Source organism: Microbacterium sp. 77mftsu3.1, from assembly GCF_900100525.1.
Lineage (GTDB): Bacteria > Actinomycetota > Actinomycetes > Actinomycetales > Microbacteriaceae > Microbacterium > Microbacterium aquilitoris.
Genome location: NZ_FNCR01000005.1, coordinates 119434 through 140658, shown reverse-complemented (window position 1 = coordinate 140658; position 21225 = coordinate 119434). Strand labels below are relative to the sequence as shown.

Here is a 21225-nt window from a genome sequence, read left to right as displayed (position 1 = left end):
ATACCGTGGGAGGCATGACCGACACCCCCATCGGCGGCGAGGTCCTCGTCGTCGCTAACAGCCGCTCCGGCGCCTCGCTCGGCCGTCCCGACCGCGTCCCCGACGTCCGCAGGCGGATGCCGGGTGCGACCGTGCGCGAACTCGGCGAGAGCGAGACCCTCGACGACGTCGTGGCCGCCGCGATGGCCGGCGAGAACCCGCCGAGCGTGCTGGCGATCCTCGGCGGTGACGGTTCGGTCTCTCGGGCGGCGCACCTCGCGCGCCGCCACGACCTGACCCTCCTCGTCCTCCCTAACGGCACCTTCAACCACTTCGCGCGGTCGGTCGGCATCCCCGACGTCGACGCCGGGCTCGACGCCTACGCCGCGGCGAATGTCCGACCCGTCGCCGTCGCCGAGGCCTCGGTGGACGACGGAGAACCGATCACGGTGCTGAACGCCGTCTCGCTCGGGGCGTACCCCGAGTTCCTGGCCGAGCGCGAACGCCGCACCAGCCTCGGCAAATGGTGGGGCGGTGCCGTCGCCGCCTGGCGCGAGATGCACGGCGCCCACGCGGTGGACGTCGTGAGGGGCGGCAGACGCGCCTCGGTCTGGTCGGTTTTCGCCGGCGTCGGCCCCAACGACCCCGACCGCATCGCCACGATGCAGCGCGCCACGCTCGACGAGCCGGTCATCGACGTCCGCGTGCACCACGCCCGTGGCACGCGCGCCCGCGCCATCGCCTCGCTCGCGTTCGGCGAGAAGACCGTCGCGGTCCTCCGTGCGCTCCGGGTGATGCCCCCGGCATCCGACATCGAACGGATCCTCGACGAGGACTTCGAGATCGAGGTCCGCGCCGGCAGCGCCCCCGACATCTGGGTGCACGACGGCGAGCTCGAAGAGGTCGGAGAGGACGGCTTCCGTCTGCGAGTACGCGCCGTCGGCGACGGACTCCGGGTCTACCTGCCCGCCCGGTAGGGCCGGATACATCCCGAGACGGATGCCCCGTCCCACCCCGACCGCGTAGCGTTCAAGGGTGTTCCGTCCGCTCCGCCCCTACCAGGCTGCTGTCGACGCGGCCATCGCGGTGCTCTTCGCGCTGATGGCGCTGCCGTTCGAGCTCGGTGCGGCCGCCGGATCCGACGCCGGAAACCTCGGTGCGTGGAGCGCGATCCCCGTCGTGTTCCTCCTGGCGGCGGCGCTCGGTCTCCGCCGGTACTCGCCCGGCCTCGCGCTCGGCGTCGCGTGGGTCGGCGCCGTCGTGCAGATGAGTTTCGGTCGGGGCCCCGGGTTCGCCGACATCGCCATCTTCGCCGTGCTCTACGCGACGGCCGCGTACGGCACGAGGCTTGTTTTCTGGCTCGGTTTCACCTCGGTCATCGTCGGCTCGGGCACGATCACGATCTACCTCTTCCGGTGGGCCTTCGTCGGGAGCGGTGCGCTCTCCGACGTCCCGACGCTGATCTTCGTCCTGCTCGCGGCACTGTTCGCACTGGGGCTCTCGTGGACGGCCGGCGCGCTCGTCCGCACGGCGATGCGCGCCCGCGCCAACCGTGCCGCGCAGTCACGCGCCGAGGAGCAGACGGTCGCCGAGCAGGAGCGCACGCGCATCGCCCGCGACATGCACGACATCGTCGCCCACTCGCTCGCGGTCATCATCGCGCAGTCGGACGGCGCGCGGTACGCCGCGGCATCCGATCCCAAGGCCCAGGCCGCGGCGCTCGGCACGATCTCGTCGACGGCGCGCTCAGCCCTCTCGGACGTGCGCCTGCTCCTCACGCAGCTCCGCCACTCCCAGGCGGAGGGCCCGCAGCCGACGCTCGCCGACCTCGAGCAGCTCTACGCCCAGGTGCGAGCGGCAGGCGTCGAGCTGCGCGTGGACGTCGACCCCGCGCCGCGCGGCGAGGTCGCGGCATCCGTGCAGCTGTCGGTCTACCGCATCCTGCAGGAGGCGCTCACGAACGCCCTCCGCCACGGCACCCCCACCGGTGTGGACGTCTCGCTGGCGTGGCACCCCGACCGCGTCGACCTGCGCGTCCGCAACGACGTCGCTCCCGTCCCCGACGGAGCGGAACGCCGCACCGGCGGACACGGTCTGATCGGCATGCGCGAGCGCGCGCAGCTGATCGGCGGTCGATTGGATGCCGCGGCCGCAGACGGCGTCTTCACCGTCGAGGCGTCCCTGCCGACCGGAGCCGCGTCCGAGAACCCCGACCCCCTCGAGAGGAGCGCTCGGTGAGCGTCATCCGCGTCGTCCTCGTCGACGATCAGTCCCTGTTCCGCGCCGGCATCCGGATGGTCGTCGCCTCGCAACCCGACCTCGAGGTCGTGGGGGAGGCCTCCGACGGTGCGCAGGCGATCGAGGTCGTCCGCCAGACCCGCCCCGACGTCGTCCTCATGGACATCCGGATGCCGGTGATGGACGGGCTCGCCGCGACCGAAGCCCTGCTCGCCGACGCCGATCCGCCCAAGGTGGTCATGCTGACGACGTTCGACCTCGACGAGGCCGCGGCCCGCGCCATCCAGCGCGGAGCGAGCGGGTTCCTCCTGAAGGACGCCGATCCCGAGTTCCTGCTCGCCGCCATCCGCACGGTGCACGCGGGCTCGTCGGTCATCGCGGCCGCCGCGACCCGGGAGCTCTTCGCGCAGCTGAATGAACCCGTCCGCGCCGTCCCGGCGACGTTCGGCGAGCTCACCGACCGCGAGCGCGAGATCTTCGCGCTCGCCGCCCGGGGGCTCTCGAACGCCGAGATCGCCGCGCGTGAGTTCCTCTCGGAGGCGACCGTGAAGACCCACGTCTCGCGCATCCTCGCGAAGCTGTCGCTCCGCGACCGCGTGCAGCTGGTGGTCTTCGCCTTCGAGCACGGCCTCGCCTGATCGGCACACGAGCCGTCATCCTTCCGATGTAGGCGATCGCGACGAGCGGCCGACGCGGCGCCCCGGGGGCGCTCCGTAGCGTCGGAGACATGCAGATCACGACCACCGAGATGGGCCTCGCCGCCCGCGTCCAGAACCTCACGAAGACCTACGGCGGCGGCGAGAACGCCGTCCGCGCGCTCGACGACGTCACCGTCGGCATCCGTCGTGGCGAGTTCACCGCCATCATGGGCCCGTCGGGCTCGGGCAAGTCGACGCTCATGCACATGATGGCCGGCCTCGATGCGCCGGCCTCCGGCTCGGTCTGGATCGGCGACACCGAGATCACCGGCCTCTCGGACGTCGAGCTGACCATCCTCCGCCGCCGGCGGGTCGGCTTCGTCTTCCAGTCGTTCAACCTCGTCCCGACCCTCGATGCGATCGGCAACATCCTGCTGCCCTTCGACCTCGACGGCCGGCGTCCCACGTCCCAGGAGAGGACGCGCATCGACGGCCTCGTCGCGACCCTCGGCCTCGGGCCGCGCCTGCGCCACCGTCCGCACCAGCTCTCGGGCGGCCAGCAGCAGCGCGTCGCGATCGCCCGCGCCCTCGCGACGGCGCCCGACCTCGTCTTCGCCGACGAGCCCACCGGCAACCTCGACTCGCGGTCGGGCCGCGAGGTGCTGTCCCTCCTCGCCGCCGCCAGTCGCGAGCACGGTCAGTCGATCGCCATGGTCACCCACGACCCCGTGGCCGCGTCGTACGCCGACCGCGTGCTGTTCCTCGGCGACGGGCGCATCGTCGCCGACAAGCCCCGTCAGAGCGCCGAGCAGATCTCCGCTCACATGCTGAGCACCGAGGTGTCCGCGTGACCGCCCTCGCCCCGTCCGCCGTGCACACGATCGTCCCCGAACCCGCGCGGACGTCCCGAAGCGCCTGGCTGCGCGAGCGCGGCATGGGCGCGACGATCCTCGTCTCGGCCATCTCGACGGCCTTCGGTGTCGCGCTTTTGTCGGCGACGGGGTACCTCTCCGTGGTGCTCGCCTCGAACCCGACGTACGGCTCGTCCGACACCTTGACGATCGTCCTGATGCTGCTGAGCGGCATCCTGCTCGCCGTCGCGGTCTACGTCGCCGCGATCGTCACCGCGAATACGTTCTCGACGATCATCGCGGGGCGCACCCGCATGATCGCTCTCATGCGTCTGATCGGCGCGACCGCGCGCTCGCAGCGCAGCGAAGTCGCGACGCAGGGACTCGTCGTCGGCGCGATCGGCGCGGTCCTCGGGCTGGTGGCGACGACGCTCGCCATGGTCGCGGCGGTGCCGCTGCTCGATCGCGCACTCGGGGTGGCCACGGACTGGTCTCCGGTCCAGGCCGCCCTCCTTCTGCCTGCGGTCGCGGTGGCGCTCACGACCTGGATCGCGGCATGGTCGGGGTCGCGTCGGGTTCTCACGGTCACGCCGCTCGAGGCCCTCGGCGGCTCGGTAGAGCGATCCCGCGAGGAGGTCGCCGAGAAGCGCGGCCGGCGGGCGGGCGCCGTGGTCCTCGGTGTGATCGGTGCCGTGCTGCTGGGCGGTGGACTCCTCCTCGGTCTCGTGAGCCCCGCCGGCGTGCTCGTCGCGTTCTTTGGCGGTCTCTTCTCCTTCACCGCCGTCTCGATCAGTGCGGTCTCGATCATGCCGCCGCTCCTGAAAGCCACCGGGCGGCTGTTCGGAAAGTCCGTGACCGCACGCCTGGCCGCAGAGAACGCGGTCCGCTACCCGGAGCGCTCGAGCCGCATGGCGATCGGCGTGGTCATGGGGGTCGCGCTCGTCGTGATGTTCGCGGTGGCCGCCGAGTCGGCCAAGTCCCTTGTGACCGCATCGAGCGGCGGCGAGCCCGACCCCGCGTTCAATCAGATGATGGACAGCTTCTCGACGGTCATGATGTGTCTCGTCGCCGTGAGCGCCGTGATCGCCGCCGTCGGCCTCGTGAACCTCCTCACGATCGGCATCGTCCAGCGAAAGCGGGAGTTGGGTCTCCTGCGCGCTCTCGGCCTCACTGCCGGACAAATCCGTCGGATGGTCCTCATCGAGGCAGCGCACGTCACCGTCACCGCGTTGCTGTTCGGACTGACCCTCGGCGTCCTTTACGGCTGGGTCGCGGCGCAGTCCCTCCTCGGCTCCGTTGCGATGCCGCCGCTGTGGATGTCGCCGACGTTCGTCGCCCCCGCTATCCCGCTGCTCCCGGTGGTGATCGTGATCGTCGCGACCGCGGTGCTCACCCTCGGTGCGGCGGTCGCACCGACGCGGATCGCCACGCGATCGGCGCCCGTCGAGGCCCTGTCGGAGTAACGCCCTGCCGCCCCTTCACGCCCTCGATGGAGGGCGAAGGGGCGGTATCCGTCATCAGTGGTCCTCGGCGGCGGGCGGCTCGTACGACCACGTCGGCGCCAGTGCGCGCAGACGCATGCCGCGGTACTGCCACGCGGCCCACAGGACGGGCCACAGCGGCAGGGCCGCGGCTCCGCCGATCGTGAGGCGGTCGCGCCAGAGCGTCCGCGCGGGATCACCCGGCAGCGGGCTCACCGCCATCTGGTGGTCCCAGACGTCGAGGGCGGCGAGTGCACCGGTCAGCGGGATGCCGCTGTCGCGGAAGATCCGCACCGGACCGTTCGTGTCCTCGGTGTACCGGTCGCTCGCGTGGATGAGCTGCTGGCCGGCGGGGATGATCCCGAGGGCGCGGATCTCGACCGGCACGTCGGTCCCCGGCTCGAACGAGGTCGGGAGCTCGCCGGCCATCGGCGCCATCGCGAGCAGCGGGCCGTAGAGCTCGGTGACCGCACGAGGCGAGTGAAGGGCTCGCCAGGCGGCATCCGCGGTGCAGTCGAGTTCGAGCTTCAAGAGGATCCGCATCGGACCACTCTCGCATTCCTCCGCGGCACTCGATACGTTGGGAGCGCTCCCACTCTCTCGGCGTCATCGTCGACCCCTCGGAAAGACCGCTATGCCCCTCGAACCCGCCATCGAATCCGGCGACCGCTCGCACACCCTGGCCCCCGTCGAGTCGGTCGCGCAGATCTCCTCGATGCTGCTCGACACCGATCCGACGCTCGATCCGGCCCTCGCCGAGAAGGCCCGGGTCGCCGCCGCCGAAGGCGTCGTCCTCCTGACGAACGACGGCACGCTTCCGCTGGGGAAGCGCCCGGTCGCCGTCTTCGGCCGTGTTCAGATCGACTGGTTCGCCGTCGGCTACGGCTCGGGCGGCGACGTGAAGGTCCCCTACATCTGGAACCTGCTGGCCGGTCTCCGCGACGCCGGTGTCCGCGTCGACGACGAGCTCGCGACGCGGTACTCGACGTGGTCCGCCGCGAATCGCCCCGCCTTCGCCGCCACGTGGGGCGAGTGGCCGCACCACTTCCCCGAGATGGCGATCGACGCGGCGGATGTCGCAGCCGCGGCATCCCGGGCGGACACGGCCGTCGTCGCGATCGGTCGCGCCGCCGGCGAAGCGCGCGACAGCATCCTCGAGCCCGGCAGCTACTACCTCACCGCCGACGAGAGGACGCTCCTCGACACCGTCACGGCGCACTTCTCGCGGACCGTCGTCGTCGTCGACGCAGGCAACGTCATGGACCTGTCGTGGGTCGCGGACTACGGCGACCGGATCGGCGCGGTCCTGTTCGCGTGGCAGGGCGGCATGGAGGGCGCTCGCGCCGTCGCCGGTGTGCTCGCGGGTGAGCAGGCGCCGAGCGGCAAGCTCACCGACACGATCGCACGCAGCTACGAGGACTACCCGAGCGCACCCAACTTCGGCCATCTCGACGTCAACGTCTACGCCGAGGACGTCTTCGTCGGCTACCGCTACTTCGAGACCTTCGCCCCCGACCGGGTGCTGTTCCCCTTCGGCCACGGGCTGTCGTACACGACGTTCGAGCTGACGACCGAGGCGACGACGGATGCCGCGGCCCTCCGCCTCGAGGTCGTCGTCACCAACACCGGCGCCCGAGCCGGCAAGGAGGTCGTGCAGGTCTACACCGGGGCGCCCGACGGTGCCCTCGGCAAGCCGGCACGTCACCTTGCGGCCTTCGCCAAGACGCGTCTGCTCGCTCCCGGCGAGAGCGAGACGGTGCGCCTCGAGGTGCACCTCGACGACCTCGCGTCGTACGACGACGGCGGGGCGACAGGGCACCGGAGCGCGTGGGTCCTCGAGGCCGGTGCGTATCCCGTCTTCGTCGGGACCGACGTCCGCCATGCGGCGGAGGTCGCCGCGTTCGAGGTGCCCGAGACGCAGGTCGTGCGGCACGCCACCGAGGTCGCCGCGCCCGCCCACGCGTTCGATCGGCTCGTCCAGCGTCGCGGCGACGACGGCTCCGCCGTCGCCGCGCGCGAGCCCGTCCCTACGCGCACCGTCGCGCGCGCCGAGCGGGTGCTCGGATCGCTGCCGTCCGAGCTCGCGCCGACCGGGGACCGGGGCATCGACCTCGCCGACGTCGCACGCGGCGGGGCATCCCTCGACGACTTCGTCGCCCAGCTCACCGACGAGGAGCTCTCGCTCCTCGCCCGCGGTGACGTCACGATGGACAGCCCGCTGGGTGCTCCCGGCAACGCGGGCGTGCTCGGCGGGGTCTCGGCGTCGCTGCGCGCGAAGGGCGTGTCGCCCGTCACGACGACCGACGGGCCGAGCGGCATCCGTCTGTCGGCGTACGCGTCGCTGCTCCCCTCGGGAACGGCGCTCGCGTCGACGTGGAACACGGTCCTCATCGAGGAGCTCGCCGCATTGCACGGGCAGGAGATGCTCCGGAAGGGCTCCGACGTCCTGCTGAGCCCGGGCATGAACATCCACCGCGACCCGCTGTGCGGCCGCAACTTCGAGTACTTCAGCGAGGACCCGGTCGTCACCGGACGGATCGCCGCGGCGGTCGTGCGCGGGGTGCAGAGCACGGGACTGTCGGCGTGCCCCAAGCACTTCGCCGCGAACAACCAGGAGACCAACCGCACCCGCAACGACTCGCGCGTCTCCGAGCGGGCGCTCCGCGAGATCTATCTGCGCGGGTTCGAGATCTGCGTCCGCGAGGCCGCTCCCCGCACGATCATGACGTCCTACAACCAGATCAACGGCGTCTGGGCGCACTACCACCACGACCTCGCGACGGTCGTCCTCCGGGACGAGTGGGGCTACGAGGGGGTCGTCATCACCGACTGGTGGATCGAGAACGCCGTCGACCCCGACTTTCCCGCCCTCGAGGACAACGCCTACCGCGTCCGTGCGCAGGTCGACGTCCTCATGCCGGGCGGTGTGAAACGGGATGCCGCGCCTCAGGCGCAGGCCGACACGACGATCCTCGACTCCCTCGCCCGTGAGGGCGGGATCACCCGCGGTGAACTCCAGCGGACGGCCCGGAACGTCCTCAGTCTCGTCATCTCGCTGAAGCCGATCGTCGACGCTCGTACGCTGGAGGGATGACCGCGAGCCCGTTCGATCAGTCCCGCTACCAGCTGCGCTTCGACTGGGGGCGGGACGGGCTGACCCGTCTCGCGCCCGCGGACGTCGTCGTCGTCGTCGACGTGCTGAGGTTCTCGTCGACGGTGTCGTCGCGGGTCGCTGGCGGCGAGACGGTGGCCCACGACGAGGCCGCCCACGCCGTGTCGCGCAACGGCGCGGCCGTCGCCTCGGCTGCCGCGGCGACGGGCGCCGTCGTGTTCCTCGGGAGCCTGCGCAATGCCACCGCCGTCGCGCAGGCGGTGCTCGCCGAGCAGAACCGCCGCGCGGCCCGCACGAGCGTGAGCATCATCGCCGCCGGCGAGCTGAACGGGCCGGGGGATGCCGCGGTCCTGCGCTTCTCCGTCGAGGATCAGCTCGGTGCCGGGGCGGTCTTCGCGGCGCTCGAGGCGATCGGCCTCGACCACTCCTCGCCGGAGGCCGCAGCGGCATCCGAGGCGTTCCGGGGTCTGCGATCCGCGGTCCGCCACCTCCTCACGGCGAGCGGCTCGGGACAGGAGCTCCTTGACGCCGGTCGTCGCGACGAGGTGCTCGCCGCCGCGGTCCACGACGCCGATGAGACGGTCCCCGTCCTCCGTGACGGCGTGTGGCGCGCCTACGAGGCGATCAACGCGGAGTGAGGGCCTCGCGCCGGGTCGCGGCGGTGATCTCGCGCCGTCGCCAGGTGATCAGGTGGCGCTCATCGAACGTCGGCGCGCACCGCGCGCACGAGGTCGCCCGTGTCGCCTTGCGGTGACGGTACGCGACGTGTCCGGCGGGACACACGCCGACCCAGGGCGCGAGCTCCGTGGCCGTCTCGCCGCGGTGGGTGACGCCACCCGTGTAGCCGAGCGACCGCGCGACGCGCTTCCACTCCGCGCCGTGCCCCGCGGCCGAGCCCGCGATCGCGTGGGCGATCTCGTGCAGGATCGTCTGCCGGTTCGTCTCGGCGTCGTACCGGGCGGCGAGATAGCGCGAGAGCGTGATGCGCTTGCGCAGATAGTCGCACGCGCCGGCACGGCGTTTGGCGTTGTCGTACGCGAAGCTCCACGAGTCGTCGAGCAGCTGCCGCAGCAGTGACTCCGCCTCGCGGCGCACGTCGATGAGGTCGCTCATGCCAGCACGATAGGACGCAGGTACGACACTCGGGCAGAAGGCCTCAGCCGGCGACCGTCGTGCTGTTGCGACGTCGGTCGACGGCGTCGATGGCGAGCAGCGTCGACTCGAGCTGATCCTCGGGAGCACCCGCCTCTTGCCGCAGGAAGAGCGCCTTCTTGAAGTCGGCGCGCGCCGCGGCGTCGTCGTGCGCGTCGAAGTGGACCTTGCCGCGGTGCTGGCAGCCGAAAGCGGCGACCGCCGACCACCCCTGCCCCTCGGCCTCCTCGACGCACGTGTTCAACTCGTGGATCGCCGCGGCGTATGCGCCGCGGAACTGCTGGACGGTGGCGTGCAGCATCCGGGCGCGCAGCAGGTCCTTGCGGGTGCCCGCCATCCGGGCGAGGCGCACCGACTCCTCCGAGACGACGAGCGCCTCGTCGAGGCGGCCCAGCACCTTCAGCAGCCAGACCTTCTCGAGCATGGCGGCCAGACTCCGCTGGTCGCCGAGCTCGGTGAGCCGGGTCTGGCATTCGTCGAGGTCGACGATCTCTCGGAGAGTCTCCGGGTCGTATCCCTTGATGAAGCCCACAGCTGTTCCTTCCGACCCCGCGACGTGTGTCTCCAGTGTCGCCGCGCCTGGCCCGGAATGGGCTGAGGGCGCGCCGTGCGTCGTGCGCTCAGCGATCGAAGACGGATGCCGCGGGCGCCGGCGACGGGGTCGAATCGGCATCCGTCATGATCCGCGCATCGCGCGCGAACGCCTCGAGCTCGGCGCCGTGGGCGACCTTCGCGGGGTGGGGACCCGCTGCCATCAGACGCGGCAGCCACTCCATCGGCAGCTCGGAGGGCGACGCCGCGATGACGATGTTCCCGAACCGGCCGCTCTTGAGCGTTCCCACCTCGGCGAGGATTACGACGTGCTCGAGGACCGAGCGCACGGTCGCGACCTGACGGCGGGCGAAGGCGAGGCCGCTGCCATCGGCGATGTTGACGAGCAGGATGCCGGTCGGTGCGAGCAGCCCCGCGAGGATCCGGTAGTACTCGACGCTCGTGATGTGAGCGGGCGTCTGAGCCCCCGCGAACACGTCCGAGACGACGAGGTCCACCTTGCCGACGATGCCCGGGGGGAGGCGTCCCGCGACGTCGCGGGCGTCGCCGATCCGCACGCGCAGCTGGCCGGTGCGCGGCAGCGGCAGGTGCGCGCGCACGAGGTCGACGAGCGCCTGTTCGAGTTCGATGACCTGCTGCCGCGACCCCGGTCGGGTGTGCTCGACGTAGCGGGGGAGGGTCATGGCGCCCGCGCCGAGGTGCACCGCGGTGAGGGGTTCCCCCGGCATCCCGATCTGGTCGATCACGGCGCCCATGCGGGCGACGTACTCGAAGTGGAGGTGCGACGGATCGTCGAGATCGACGTGCGACTGCGGGGTGGTCTCGACGACGAGCTCCCAGCCGCCCGCGAACCGGCCGGGGATGATGCGCGCCTGCCTCCCGTCGGACAGTCTGGCGACAGGCGGGTCGAGGGGGGCGCGGGAACGGGCCATCCGACTACGGTAGCCCGCAGGAAGAAACACGATCGAGATACAGCTGTAACCGCTTACCGGCAGTGTGGACGGTAGCGTCAGCCGCATCCCTTCGGCAGCGCCGCCTCCTCGCGCGCCGCCGACGAGCCCCATCGGAAGGTGCACAGCAATGCTCCCCATTTCCCGGAAGCGGGTGTTCGCGGCCGCCGCGACGCTCGCCATCGGTGCGCTCGCGCTCAGCGCGTGCGCCAGCCAGCGCGGCGGCGACGACAACGCGGAAGGACCCGCGGACGTCGACGGCACGTTCGTCTTCGCGGCGTCATCGGATCCCGCGAGCCTCGACCCCGCCTTCGCCCAGGACGGCGAGACGTTCCGCGTCTCGCGCCAGATCTTCGAGGGCCTCGTGGGCACCAAGCCCGGCACGGCCGACCCCGCCCCGCTCCTCGCCGAGTCGTGGGAGACGTCGGACGACGCCCTGAGCTACACGTTCGCGCTCAAGAAGGACGTCACGTTCCAGGACGGCACCCCGTTCAACGCCGAGGCCGTCTGCTACAACTTCGACCGCTGGTACAACTGGGAGGGCCTGGCAGCGAGCGAGGCGCTCGGCTACTACTACAACAAGCTCTTCAAGGGGTACGCATCGAGCCCCGACGCGGCCGTGTACGACTCGTGCGCACCCGACGGTGACTCCTCGGTCACCGTGAAGCTCAAGAAGCCCTTCGCCGGGTTCGTCGCCGCGCTGTCGCTGCCCGCGTTCGGGATGCAGTCGCCGAAGGCGCTCGCGGAGTTCAAGGCCGATGAGGTCGGCGGCACCGCCGAGGCTCCGACCCTGAGCGAGTACGCCACCGGCCACCCGGTCGGCACCGGCCCCTACAAGTTCGACGAGTGGTCGCGCGGTGAGCAGGTCACCCTGAGCTCCTACGCCGACTACTGGGGCGACAAGGGCCAGATCGACAAGATCATCTTCCGCACGATCGACGACCCGACCGCGCGCCGCCAGGCCCTCGAGTCCGGCTCGATCGACGGTTACGACCTCGTCGGACCCGCCGATACCGGCGCGCTCGATGACGCCGGCTTCACGATGGTCTCGCGCCCGCCCTTCACGATCCTGTACCTCGCCTTCAACCAGGCGGTCAAGGAACTGCAGGACCCCAAGGTCCGTGAGGCGCTCTCGTACGCCGTCGACAAGGACGCGCTCATCTCCCAGGTCCTTCCCGAGGGCACCGAGAAGGCGACGCAGTTCATGCCGCCCAGTGTGAACGGCTGGAACGCCGACGTCACGACGTACGACTACGACCCCGAGAAGGCCAAGGCGCTCCTCGCCGAGGCCGGCTACACCGAGGCCAACCCGCTGAAGCTGACCTTCAACTACCCGGTCAACGTCTCGCGTCCCTACATGCCGGACCCCGAGCAGATCTTCACGGTCCTGTCGTCGCAGCTGAAGGCCGTCGGAGTCGAGGCCACGCCGAAGTCGAACGAGTGGGGCGAGTACCTCGACCTCATCACGGGCGGCACGGATCACGGCATCCACCTGCTCGGCTGGACCGGTGACTACAACGACACCGACAACTTCCTGGGCGTCTTCTTCGGTCAGAAGTCGGCGGAGTGGGGCTTCGACAACCCCCAGCTCTTCAAGGACCTCACCGATGCCCGCGGCATCGCGGACCTCGACGAGCAGACGAAGCTCTACTCGGAGATCAACGAAGAGGTCGCGAAGTTCATCCCCGGCGTCCCGCTGGCCCACCCGGCTCCCACGCTGGCCTTCGACCCGCGCGTCGAGAGCTACCCGGCGAGCCCCGTGAACGACGAGGTGTTCAACCAGATCGTCCTCACGAAGTAAGCCGATCGAGGCGGCTCCGGCCGTCTGACCGGTGCGGGGCGGGATGACCTCCCGCCCCGCACCGACCTCCACGAAAGCGACACCCGTGCTGCGAACCATCGGCAAAAGGCTCCTGCTGCTGATCCCCACCCTCCTCGGTCTGAGCATCCTGCTCTTCTGGTGGGTCCGAACACTTCCCGGCGGTCCCGCCCAGGCACTCCTGGGCGAGAAGGCCACCCCCGAAGCCGTCGCTCGGATCAACGAGCTCTACGGCTTCAACCGTCCTCTGATCGAGCAGTACTTCACCTGGATCGGGCGACTGCTCTCGGGCGACTTCGGCACCTCGCTGCGCACCAGCCAGCCGGTGCTCGACGAGTTCCTCCGCCGGTTCCCGGCGACGATCGAACTCTCGGTCGCGGCGCTCATCATCGCCGTCGGCGTCGGTGTGCCCCTCGGCTACTGGGCCGCGCGGCGTCACGGCAAGGCCGCCGACAGCACCGCCGTCGTCTTCAGCCTTCTGGGGATCGTCGTGCCGGTGTTCTTCCTGGCCTTCATCCTCAAGTACGTGTTCGCGGTCCAGCTCGGCTGGCTCCCGTCCGACGGCCGCCAGGACCCCCGCATCGAAGCCACCCACTACACGAACTTCTACGTGCTCGACGGGCTGATCACCGGCGAATTCGACGCCGCGTGGGACGCGATCCTGCACCTGATCCTGCCGGCCATCGCGCTCGGCACGATCCCTCTCGCGATCATCGTGCGCATCACCCGGGCATCCGTCCTCGAGGTGCAGAACGCAGACTACGTCCGCACCGGAAAAGCGAAGGGCGTGCCGGGCTCGCTGCTGCGCAATCGGTTCATCCTGCGGAACGCCATGCTCCCCGTCATCACGACGATCGGCCTGCAGGCGGGCCTGCTGCTCTCGGGCGCGATCCTCACTGAGACCGTCTTCGCGTTCCCCGGGATCGGATCGTTCCTCTCCGGCGCGATCTTCAACCGCGACTTCGCCGTCCTGCAGGGCTTCATCATCTTCATCGCGATCGTCTACGCGCTCATCAACCTGCTCGTCGACGTCTCGTACAGCCTGATCGACCCGAGAGTGAGGGTCTCATGAGCACCGTCCTTCCCCCCGCAGCCGGCGGCAGCGCCGCCGAGGACTCCACCGTCGCCGTGCTCACCGCGGGCACCGGCGGCGCCCCGCGCGGCGGTTTCTGGCACGACGTCTTCCGCCGCCTGCGACGAAGCCCCACCGCGTGGGTGGGCCTCGCGATCGTCCTGCTGTTCGTCCTGGTCGCGCTCCTCGCTCCCATGCTCGCGCCGTACCCCGAGACCGACCTCCCCGGCGCTCGGGACATCACCCCGACGTACATCCCCGGACCCGGTGAGATCGCCGCGTTCCCGCTCGGCCTCGACCGCTTCGGCGGCGACGTGGTGTCGAAGCTCATCTGGGGAGCCCAGGCATCCCTCCTCATCGGCGTCGTGTCGACGGCCTACGGCCTCATCGGCGGCATGCTGCTGGGCCTCGTCGCCGGCACGTTCGGCGGCTGGGTCGACAACGTCATCATGCGCCTCGTTGACATCCTGCTGTCGGTGCCGAGCCTGCTGCTGGCGGTCTCGATTGCCGCGATCCTCGGCCAGAACCAGAACTCGGTCATGATCGCCATCGGTGTCGCGCAGGTGCCGATCTTCGCGCGCCTGCTGCGCGCCTCGATGCTGCAGCAGCGCTCGGCCGACTACGTCCTCTCGGCGCAGACCCTCGGCCTCGGCCGCGGACGCATCACCATGACTCACGTCCTTCCGAACGCGGTCGGGCCGGTCATCGTTCAGGGCACGCTGTCGCTCGCGACGGCCGTCATCGACGCGGCGGCGCTGTCGTTCCTCGGCCTCGGCGGCGGGCGCCCCGAGACCGCGGAGTGGGGACGCATGCTCACCTACGCGCAGGCCGAACTCGCCATCGCACCGTGGCTCGCGTTCCTGCCCGGCATCTGCATCGCCATCACCGCGCTCGGCTTCACACTGTTCGGCGAGGCCTTGCGCGAGGCCATGGACCCGCGGACCCGCGGGCGCTGACCATGAGCCGGCGGGTGCTCCTCGTCGTGATGGTGCTGCTCGTCGTCGTGGTCGTCGCGCTGGTCGCGGGATACGCGGCGGGTTGGTTGGGCAACGCCGCCGTTCCGTGAGCGGGGCGGGCGGGACGGTGTGCCGTATTCAGTCCCTACGACGAGCCACCGGGGGGCCCACTGCGCGATTCCGGGTCTGCGGCTGGCGCGCGGTGGTGCGGGGACTGAATACGGAACGTGGACGGGCCCCGCCTCGGCGGGTCAGACGGCGATGTCGAGCTCGTTGCCGGGGATCGAGGAGAGCAGGTTGCGCGTGTACGGGTCGCGCGGGTTGGTGAAGATCTCTTCGCTCGAGGCAGCCTCGACGAGTGCGCCGTCCTTCATGACGCAGACGTAGTCGCTGATCAGCCGCACGACGGCGAGGTCGTGCGAGATGAAGAGGTAGCTGAGGCCGTACTCGGTCTGCAGATCGCGCAGCAGCGTCAGGATCTGGTCCTGCACGAGCACGTCGAGCGCCGAGACCGGCTCGTCGCAGACGATGAGCTCGGGCGAGAGCGCGAGGGCGCGCGCGATCGCGACGCGCTGACGCTGACCGCCCGAGAGCTCCGACGGGTACCGACGCAGCGCCGATTCGGGCAGGGCGACGTCGTCGAGGAGCTTCCGCACCCGGGCCGCACGGTCCTTCGCCGACCCCCGGTGGTAAAAGTCGAGCGGCTCCTGGACGATGCGCTCGATCGTGAACATGGGGTTCAGCGACGAGTACGGGTCCTGGAAGATCGGCTGCACCTTCTGACGGAACTCGCGCAGCTGACGTCCCTTGAGGGATGCCACGTCCGTGCCGTCGTAGCGGATGACACCCTCCGTGGGGTCCACGACCTTCAGCAGCATCCGCGCCGTCGTCGTCTTGCCCGAGCCCGACTCGCCGACGATCGCGACGGTCTCGCCGCGCGGGATCGAGAACGACACGTCCTTGACCGCGGCGAAGTCCTCTTTCTGACCGCGGACGTTGTAGAGCTTGGTGAGCCCCTCGACCTCGACGATGTTGTCGACCGGCTTGGGTGCGGCATCCGGAGTCGGCGCGGTGAAGGCCTCGGGGCGCAACCGCGCGACGGCGACCGATGGCGCCGCCTGGACGAGGGACTGCGTGTAGGGATGCTGCGGGTCCTCGAGGATCTGCCTGGCCGGACCCTGCTCGACGATGCGTCCGCGGTGCATGACGACGACGCGGGCGGCGCGCTCGGCAGCCAGCCCGAGATCGTGCGTGATGAGGAGGACCGACGTGCCGAGCTCGGTGGTCATGCGTCCGAGCTGGTCGAGGATGGTCTTCTGAACCGTCACGTCGAGCGCGCTCGTGGGCTCGTCGGCGATGAGCAGGCGCGGGTTGCAGGCGAGGCCGATCGCGATGAGTGCGCGCTGGCGCATGCCGCCCGAGAACTCGTGCGGGTACTGCTTCGCGCGGTCCTCGGCGTTCGGGAGGCCCGCGGCGGCGAGGGTCTCGACGACCTTGCGGTCGACGTCCTTCTTCGTGGCCAGACCGTGGGCGAGCAGCGTCTCGGCGACCTGCGTGCCGATCCTCGACGTCGGGTTGAGGTTCGACATCGGGTCCTGCGGAACGAGCCCGATCTGGGCGCCGCGGACGCCGCGCATCGTCGACTCGGAAGCGCCGACGAGCTCCTGGCCGTCGAGACGGATGCTGCCCTGCGCGACGCGGCCGTTGCCGGCGAGCAGCCCGATCACGGCCATCGCCGTCGTCGACTTGCCCGAGCCGGACTCGCCGACGATCGCGACGGTCTCACCGGCGGCGAGGTCGAGGTCGACGCCCTCGACCGCCCGCACGGAACCGTCGATGGTCTGGAACTCGACGGCGAGGTCGCGGACCTGCAGGAGGGGCGCGCCGGCGGCGGGGGAGGTCTGGAAGGGCATTCCCCCATCCTGCCCTCCGCCCGCCGCCTGCGCACGGGTGGATCGCCCGGCTTTACCCAGCCGTAACGACCCGGGGGTGTTCAGCCGTCGTGGCGTGCGCCCTCGGAGGGCCGGACCGTGAAGACGTGCGGCTCGACGTGGCCCGCGGCGGCGAAGGCCGCCAGCATCGCCTCGCGCACCGTGGGCACAGCATCACGGTCGATGAGGGCGATCGCCGAGCCGCCGAATCCGCCGCCGGTCATGCGGGCGCCGACGGCACCGTTCTCGCGTGCGGTCTCGACGGCGAGGTCGAGCTCGGGCACCGAGATCTCGAAGTCGTCGCGCATCGAGGCGTGCGAGGCGTAGAGCAGGTCGCCGATCGCGCGCGGTCCCTGCTCGCGCAGGGTGCGGACGGTGTCGAGCACGCGCTGGTTCTCGGTGACGACGTGGCGCACGCGGCGGTAGGTCTTCTCGTCGACGAGCTCCTCGACGCGGGGCAGCTGGTCGACGCGCACGTCGCGGAGGGCGGGCACGTTCATCGCCTCGGCGCCGCGCTCGCACGCCGCGCGCCGCTCACCGTAGCCGCCGGTCGAGTGGGCGTGGGCGACGCGGGTGTCGATCACCATGAGCTCGAGTCCGGCGGCGTCGAAGCCGAGTTCGACCACCTGGGCGTCGAGGCTCCGGCAGTCGAGGAAGGTGCCGGCATCCGTCTCACCGAGCATCGACGCCATCTGGTCCATGATCCCGGTCGGCGCGCCGACGGCTTCGTTCTCGGCGCGGCGTCCCGCCTGCGCGAGGGCGATGCGGTCGAGGCCGAGCTCCCACACGTCGTTCAGGGCCGAACCCGTCGCGCCCTCGATGGCCGCGGACGACGAGAGTCCGGCGCCGACGGGGACGTCCGAGGCGAACGCGAGGTCGACACCGGTGACGGATGCCGCATCCGTTCCGGTCGCCTGCAGCAGGGCCCACGCGACTCCGAGCGGATAGCGGGCCCACTCGACGACCTCGTCGCGGCGCGCGGGGAAGAGGGCGTCGAGATCGGCGAGGTCGACCTCGACCGGCGTCTCGTCGAAGGTCGACACGACGCGGATGCGGGTGTCCGTGCGACGGCCGAGCGCGACGTGCGTGCGGTGCGGCGTCGCGAACGGGAAGACGAAGCCGTCGTTGTAGTCGGTGTGCTCGCCGATGAGGTTGACGCGACCCGGGGCCGACCAGAGGCCGACCGGCTCGGCGCCGGTGAGAGTGGAGAAGAGGCCCTGGGCCTCGTCGGCAGCGGTCACAGGGTGACTCCTTCGATGGCGGTGCGGAGGCGCGCGGCGGCGTCCTCCGGGGGGACGTCGCCGATCCAGGCGCCCATGGCGGCCTCGGATCCGGCGAGGAACTTGAGCTTGTCGGCGGCGCGACGCGGGCTCGTCAGCTGCAGGCTGAGGCGCACGGTGTCACGGCCGACGTGGACGGGCGCCTGGTGCCAGGCGGCGATGTACGGCGTCTCGGACTCGTAGAGCGCGTCGACTCCGCGCAGCAGGCGCAGGTACAGCGGGGCGAGTTCGTCCTTCTCTTCGCCGGTCAGGCCGGCGAAGTCGGCGACGTGGCGGTGCGGGAGCATGTGGATCTCGAGCGGCCAGCGGGCGGCGAACGGCACGAACGCGGTCCAGTGCTCGCCGCGGAGGAGGACGCGGGGCCCGGCCTGCTCGAACTCGAGGATGCGCTGGAACAGATCGGGGGCGGTCCGATCGATCGAGTCGAGCAGGCGGGTCGTCCGGGGCGTGACGTAGGGGTACGCGTAGATCTGCCCGTGCGGGTGCTGCAGGGTCACGCCGATCGCCTCGCCGCGGTTCTCGAACGGGAAGACCTGCTCGATGCCGGGAAGGGCCGAGAGGGCCGCGGTGCGGTCGGCCCACGCCTCGATGACGGTGCGAGCACGCGTCACGGACTGGGTGCCGAACGAGCCGGTGCGCTCGGGCGAGAAGCAGACGACCTCGGTGCGGCCGACGCTCGTACGGGTGCGGCCGAGGCCGAGGTGCGTGAGGTCGTCGAGGCCGCGCGGCGGGTCGATCGCCGCCGGCACGTCGTCCGTGGCCTCGGCAAGGGCGGGGCCGAACGACGGCGACTTGTTCTCGAAGACGGCGACGTCGTACACCGAGGGGATCTCGGAAGGGTTCGTGTCGGTCTGCGGCGCGAGCGGGTCGAGCTCGGCGGGCGGCAGGAACGCGCGGTTCTGCCGGTTCGCGGCGACCGAGACCCAGTCGCCGGTGAGGATGTCCTGCCGCATCGTGGCGGTCTCGGGCCGCCCACCCAGGTCGCGGGTGTCGACGGCGCGGTCGGCACCGAGGGTCGTCCCGGGATCGTCGAAGTAGATCAGCTCGCGGCCGTCGGCCAGGCGGGTGCTGCGCTTGACGACGCCGGCGCCGAGGTCACTCGTCTCGGCAGGGGCGTGCGTCGGCGTGCCGTTCTCCGGTGTGTTCACGTCAACACGGTAGCCGAACGACTATGTTATCGTCAACATCACACGAGCCTCCGGAGTTCAGCACGCATTCGCGGGGGCGAGATCCGGGGCGGGAGGGGATGCCGTGCAGCGACGCGTCTCTATGGCCGACGTGGCCGCGGCTGCCGGCGTCTCGGGGCAGACCGTCTCACGCGTCGTCAACGGCAGCCCGCGCGTCGACCCCGAGACCCGCACCCGCGTCGAGGCCGCGATGGCGGACCTCGGCTATCGACCCCACCGCGCCGCGCGGACCCTGCGCACGGGGCGCTCGGGCACGATCGGCGTGATCGTGGCGACCCTCGCGACCGTCGGCAACTCGCGGATGCTCGAGGCCGTGGCATCCGCCGCCGCCCGTCGCGAACTCGCGGTCACCCTCGTCGCCCTCACCGGGCCCGCCGACATCGCCGCCGCGTTCGACCGCCTGCACGATCTCGGCGTCGACGGCGCGATCGTGCTCAACGAGGCGACGGCGATCGCCGAGGGCGTCACGCGGCCCGAGGGTCTCGCGCTCGTCGCGGTCGACTCGCCCGGCGGAGGGTTCGCGACGGTCCAGTCCGATCACGCGGGAGGCGCCGAGGCGGCCACCCGACGGTTGCGGGATGCCGGGCGCCGGACGATCGCGCACGTCGCCGGCCCCGCGGGCTCCTTCGCGGCGGACGAACGCGAGCGCGGCTGGCGCGCGGCGCACGACGGTGCGCGCGTGCCCGAACCGCTGCGGGGGGACTGGGGCGCGGCATCCGGTCACGCGGCGGGCCGGGCGCTCGCGGCGGATCCTGCCGTGGACGGCGTCTTCGCCGCGAACGACCAGATGGCGCTCGGCGTGCTGCGCGCGCTCGCGGAGGCCGGTCGCGACGACGTCGCCGTCGTCGGGTTCGACGATGTGGCGGACGCCGCCGACTATCGCCCGCCGCTGACGACCGTCCGCCAGGACTTCGACGCCCTCGGTGAGGCCGCCGTCGCCGCACTGGCGGCGACGCTGGACGGCGCGCCCGCGACGCGGACCGTCGTCCCGACCATGCTCATCGCCCGCGCATCGGGCTGACGCGGGCGACCGGGAGCGGTCAGCCGGCGTTGCGGCGGGCTTCCCAGCCGCTCTGCACCATCTCGTCGAGGGTGTAGCGCATCTGCCAGTCCAGGTCGCGGGCGGCGAGCTCGCCGGTGGCGACGATGCGGTCGGGGTCGCCGGCGCGGCGGGGGGCGATCTCGGGTGTGAAGTCGATGCCGGTGACGCGGGCGACGGCATCCATGATCTCGCGGACCGACAGACCGTTCTGCGACCCCAGGTTGTAGGCGGGCTCGACCGGCTCGCCGGCGCTCAGGCGCTGAGCGGCGACGACGTGCGCTGCGGCGATGTCCGACACGTGCACGTAGTCGCGGACGTTCGTGCCGTCGGGGGTGTCGTAGTCGTCGCCGTTGATGCGCGGCGTCTTCCCCTCGATGAGCATCTCGAACACGATCGGGAACAGGTTGTGCGGGCTCATGTCGTACACGGACGGGTCTCCCGAGCCGACGACGTTGAAGTACCGCAGTGCCGTGTGGCGCAGGGGCGAATCGGATGCCGCCGTGGCGACGCCCTGCGCGGCGAGGAGCCACTCGCCGATGAGCTTCGACTCCCCGTAGGGCGAGGCGGGACGCTTGGGCAGATCCTCGGTCACGAGCGCCACGTCGGGGGTGCCGTACACGGCGGCGCTGGAGGAGAACACGATGTTCGAGACACCGGCATCCGCCATCGCCGCGAGGACGACGCGCGTGCCCTCGACGTTCTGCTCGTAGGTGTGGAGGGGGCGCTGCACCGAGACGCCCGCGTACTTGAAGCCGGCGACGTGGATGACACCCTCGGCGCCGTGCTCGCGCAGGGTGTTCGCGACGAGCTCGCGGTCGAGGATCGTGCCCTGGACGAAGGGCACTCCCTCGGGGACGAACGAGGCGTCCCCGCTCGAGAGGTCGTCGAGGACGACCGGGTCGAGACCCGCCTCGGCGAGAGCGCGGACGATGTGCGCGCCGATGTACCCGGCGCCTCCGGTGACGAGCCAACTCATGATGCCGAG

Annotated in this window: 19 protein-coding genes; 11 read left to right on the top strand and 8 right to left on the bottom strand. The window is 71.2% G+C overall.

Annotated features, from left to right (window positions below; genetic code table 11):
* Positions 1–14: 14 nt before the first annotated feature.
* The 5 genes from BLR68_RS13595 to BLR68_RS13575 all read left to right on the top strand — a co-directional run bounded on the left by BLR68_RS13595 (position 15) and on the right by BLR68_RS13575 (position 5169).
* Entirely contained in the window at positions 15–956 is a 942-nt protein-coding gene (locus tag BLR68_RS13595) for a diacylglycerol/lipid kinase family protein (protein ID WP_018185615.1), read from the top strand.
* A gap of 58 nt (positions 957–1014) precedes the next feature.
* Entirely contained in the window at positions 1015–2217 is a 1203-nt protein-coding gene (locus BLR68_RS13590; protein WP_018185614.1) for a sensor histidine kinase, read from the top strand.
* Positions 2214–2855 (top strand): response regulator, encoded by a 642-nt coding sequence (locus tag BLR68_RS13585; protein WP_018185613.1) that lies wholly within the window; start codon positions 2214–2216, stop codon positions 2853–2855. Before BLR68_RS13590 ends, BLR68_RS13585 begins: the two co-directional genes overlap by 4 nt.
* Positions 2856–2944: 89 nt before the next feature.
* On the top strand, positions 2945–3706 hold the full coding sequence (locus BLR68_RS13580; protein ID WP_018185612.1) for an ABC transporter ATP-binding protein: 762 nt from the start codon (positions 2945–2947) through the stop codon (positions 3704–3706).
* Positions 3703–5169 (top strand): ABC transporter permease, encoded by a 1467-nt coding sequence (locus BLR68_RS13575; protein WP_018185611.1) that lies wholly within the window; start codon positions 3703–3705, stop codon positions 5167–5169. The genes BLR68_RS13580 and BLR68_RS13575 overlap by 4 nt, the downstream gene beginning before the upstream one ends.
* A 54-nt stretch (positions 5170–5223) precedes the next feature.
* Here the strand turns inward: BLR68_RS13575 and BLR68_RS13570 are convergent, their stop codons facing one another.
* Positions 5224–5730 (bottom strand): hypothetical protein, encoded by a 507-nt coding sequence (locus BLR68_RS13570; protein WP_018185610.1) that lies wholly within the window; start codon positions 5728–5730, stop codon positions 5224–5226.
* 91 nt (positions 5731–5821) lie between these two features.
* Between BLR68_RS13570 and BLR68_RS13565 the strand changes: the two genes are divergently transcribed.
* Both BLR68_RS13565 and BLR68_RS13560 read left to right on the top strand, forming a co-directional pair.
* Positions 5822–8281, top strand: a complete 2460-nt coding sequence (locus BLR68_RS13565) for a glycoside hydrolase family 3 protein (RefSeq protein WP_018185609.1) — start codon at positions 5822–5824, stop codon at positions 8279–8281.
* Positions 8278–8937: a 2-phosphosulfolactate phosphatase gene (locus BLR68_RS13560; protein WP_018185608.1), complete on the top strand. Its 660-nt coding sequence runs from the start codon at positions 8278–8280 to the stop codon at positions 8935–8937. The genes BLR68_RS13565 and BLR68_RS13560 overlap by 4 nt, the downstream gene beginning before the upstream one ends.
* Here the strand turns inward: BLR68_RS13560 and BLR68_RS13555 are convergent.
* The 3 genes from BLR68_RS13555 to BLR68_RS13545 all read right to left on the bottom strand — a co-directional run bounded on the left by BLR68_RS13555 (position 8924) and on the right by BLR68_RS13545 (position 10935).
* Positions 8924–9412 carry a SprT-like domain-containing protein gene (locus tag BLR68_RS13555; protein WP_018185607.1) on the bottom strand — a complete coding sequence of 163 codons (489 nt, stop codon included), beginning with the start codon at positions 9410–9412 and terminating at the stop codon, positions 8924–8926. The genes BLR68_RS13560 and BLR68_RS13555 overlap by 14 nt on opposite strands.
* A gap of 43 nt (positions 9413–9455) precedes the next feature.
* A complete protein-coding gene (locus BLR68_RS13550; RefSeq protein ID WP_018185606.1) occupies positions 9456–9983 on the bottom strand; it encodes a hypothetical protein in 528 nt (175 codons plus the stop codon).
* Positions 9984–10071: 88 nt separating this feature from the next.
* A complete protein-coding gene (locus BLR68_RS13545; protein WP_018185605.1) occupies positions 10072–10935 on the bottom strand; it encodes a spermidine synthase in 864 nt (287 codons plus the stop codon).
* 148 nt (positions 10936–11083) lie between these two features.
* Between BLR68_RS13545 and BLR68_RS13540 the strand changes: the two genes are divergently transcribed.
* The 3 genes from BLR68_RS13540 (at position 11084) to BLR68_RS13530 (ending at position 14800) form a co-directional block, all read left to right on the top strand.
* Positions 11084–12754, top strand: a complete 1671-nt coding sequence (locus BLR68_RS13540; protein WP_026302756.1) for an ABC transporter substrate-binding protein — start codon at positions 11084–11086, stop codon at positions 12752–12754.
* A gap of 85 nt (positions 12755–12839) precedes the next feature.
* Positions 12840–13844, top strand: a complete 1005-nt coding sequence (locus BLR68_RS13535) for an ABC transporter permease (RefSeq protein WP_018185603.1) — start codon at positions 12840–12842, stop codon at positions 13842–13844.
* The gene (locus tag BLR68_RS13530) at positions 13841–14800 is read left to right on the top strand and encodes an ABC transporter permease (protein WP_018185602.1); all 960 of its coding nucleotides are present in this window, start codon (positions 13841–13843) and stop codon (positions 14798–14800) included. Before BLR68_RS13535 ends, BLR68_RS13530 begins: the two co-directional genes overlap by 4 nt.
* Before the next feature lie 251 nt (positions 14801–15051).
* On the opposite strand, the gene BLR68_RS13525 is transcribed toward BLR68_RS13530, so the two are convergent.
* From BLR68_RS13525 to galT, 3 genes are all read right to left on the bottom strand, one after another.
* On the bottom strand, positions 15052–16713 hold the full coding sequence (locus BLR68_RS13525; RefSeq protein WP_018185600.1) for an ABC transporter ATP-binding protein: 1662 nt from the start codon (positions 16711–16713) through the stop codon (positions 15052–15054).
* A gap of 80 nt (positions 16714–16793) precedes the next feature.
* The gene (galK, locus tag BLR68_RS13520; RefSeq protein WP_018185599.1) at positions 16794–17972 is read right to left on the bottom strand and encodes a galactokinase; all 1179 of its coding nucleotides are present in this window, start codon (positions 17970–17972) and stop codon (positions 16794–16796) included.
* On the bottom strand, positions 17969–19159 hold the full coding sequence (gene galT / locus BLR68_RS13515; RefSeq protein ID WP_018185598.1) for a galactose-1-phosphate uridylyltransferase: 1191 nt from the start codon (positions 19157–19159) through the stop codon (positions 17969–17971). Before galT ends, galK begins: the two co-directional genes overlap by 4 nt.
* Before the next feature lie 121 nt (positions 19160–19280).
* Here galT and BLR68_RS13510 point away from each other — a divergent pair, with 121 nt between their 5' ends.
* A complete protein-coding gene (locus BLR68_RS13510) occupies positions 19281–20219 on the top strand; it encodes a LacI family DNA-binding transcriptional regulator (protein WP_018185597.1) in 939 nt (312 codons plus the stop codon).
* 19 nt (positions 20220–20238) lie between these two features.
* Here the strand turns inward: BLR68_RS13510 and galE are convergent, their stop codons facing one another.
* Complete coding sequence (galE, locus tag BLR68_RS13505) at positions 20239–21216, bottom strand: UDP-glucose 4-epimerase GalE (RefSeq protein WP_018185596.1); 978 nt, start codon at positions 21214–21216, stop codon at positions 20239–20241.
* Positions 21217–21225 lie beyond the last annotated feature (9 nt).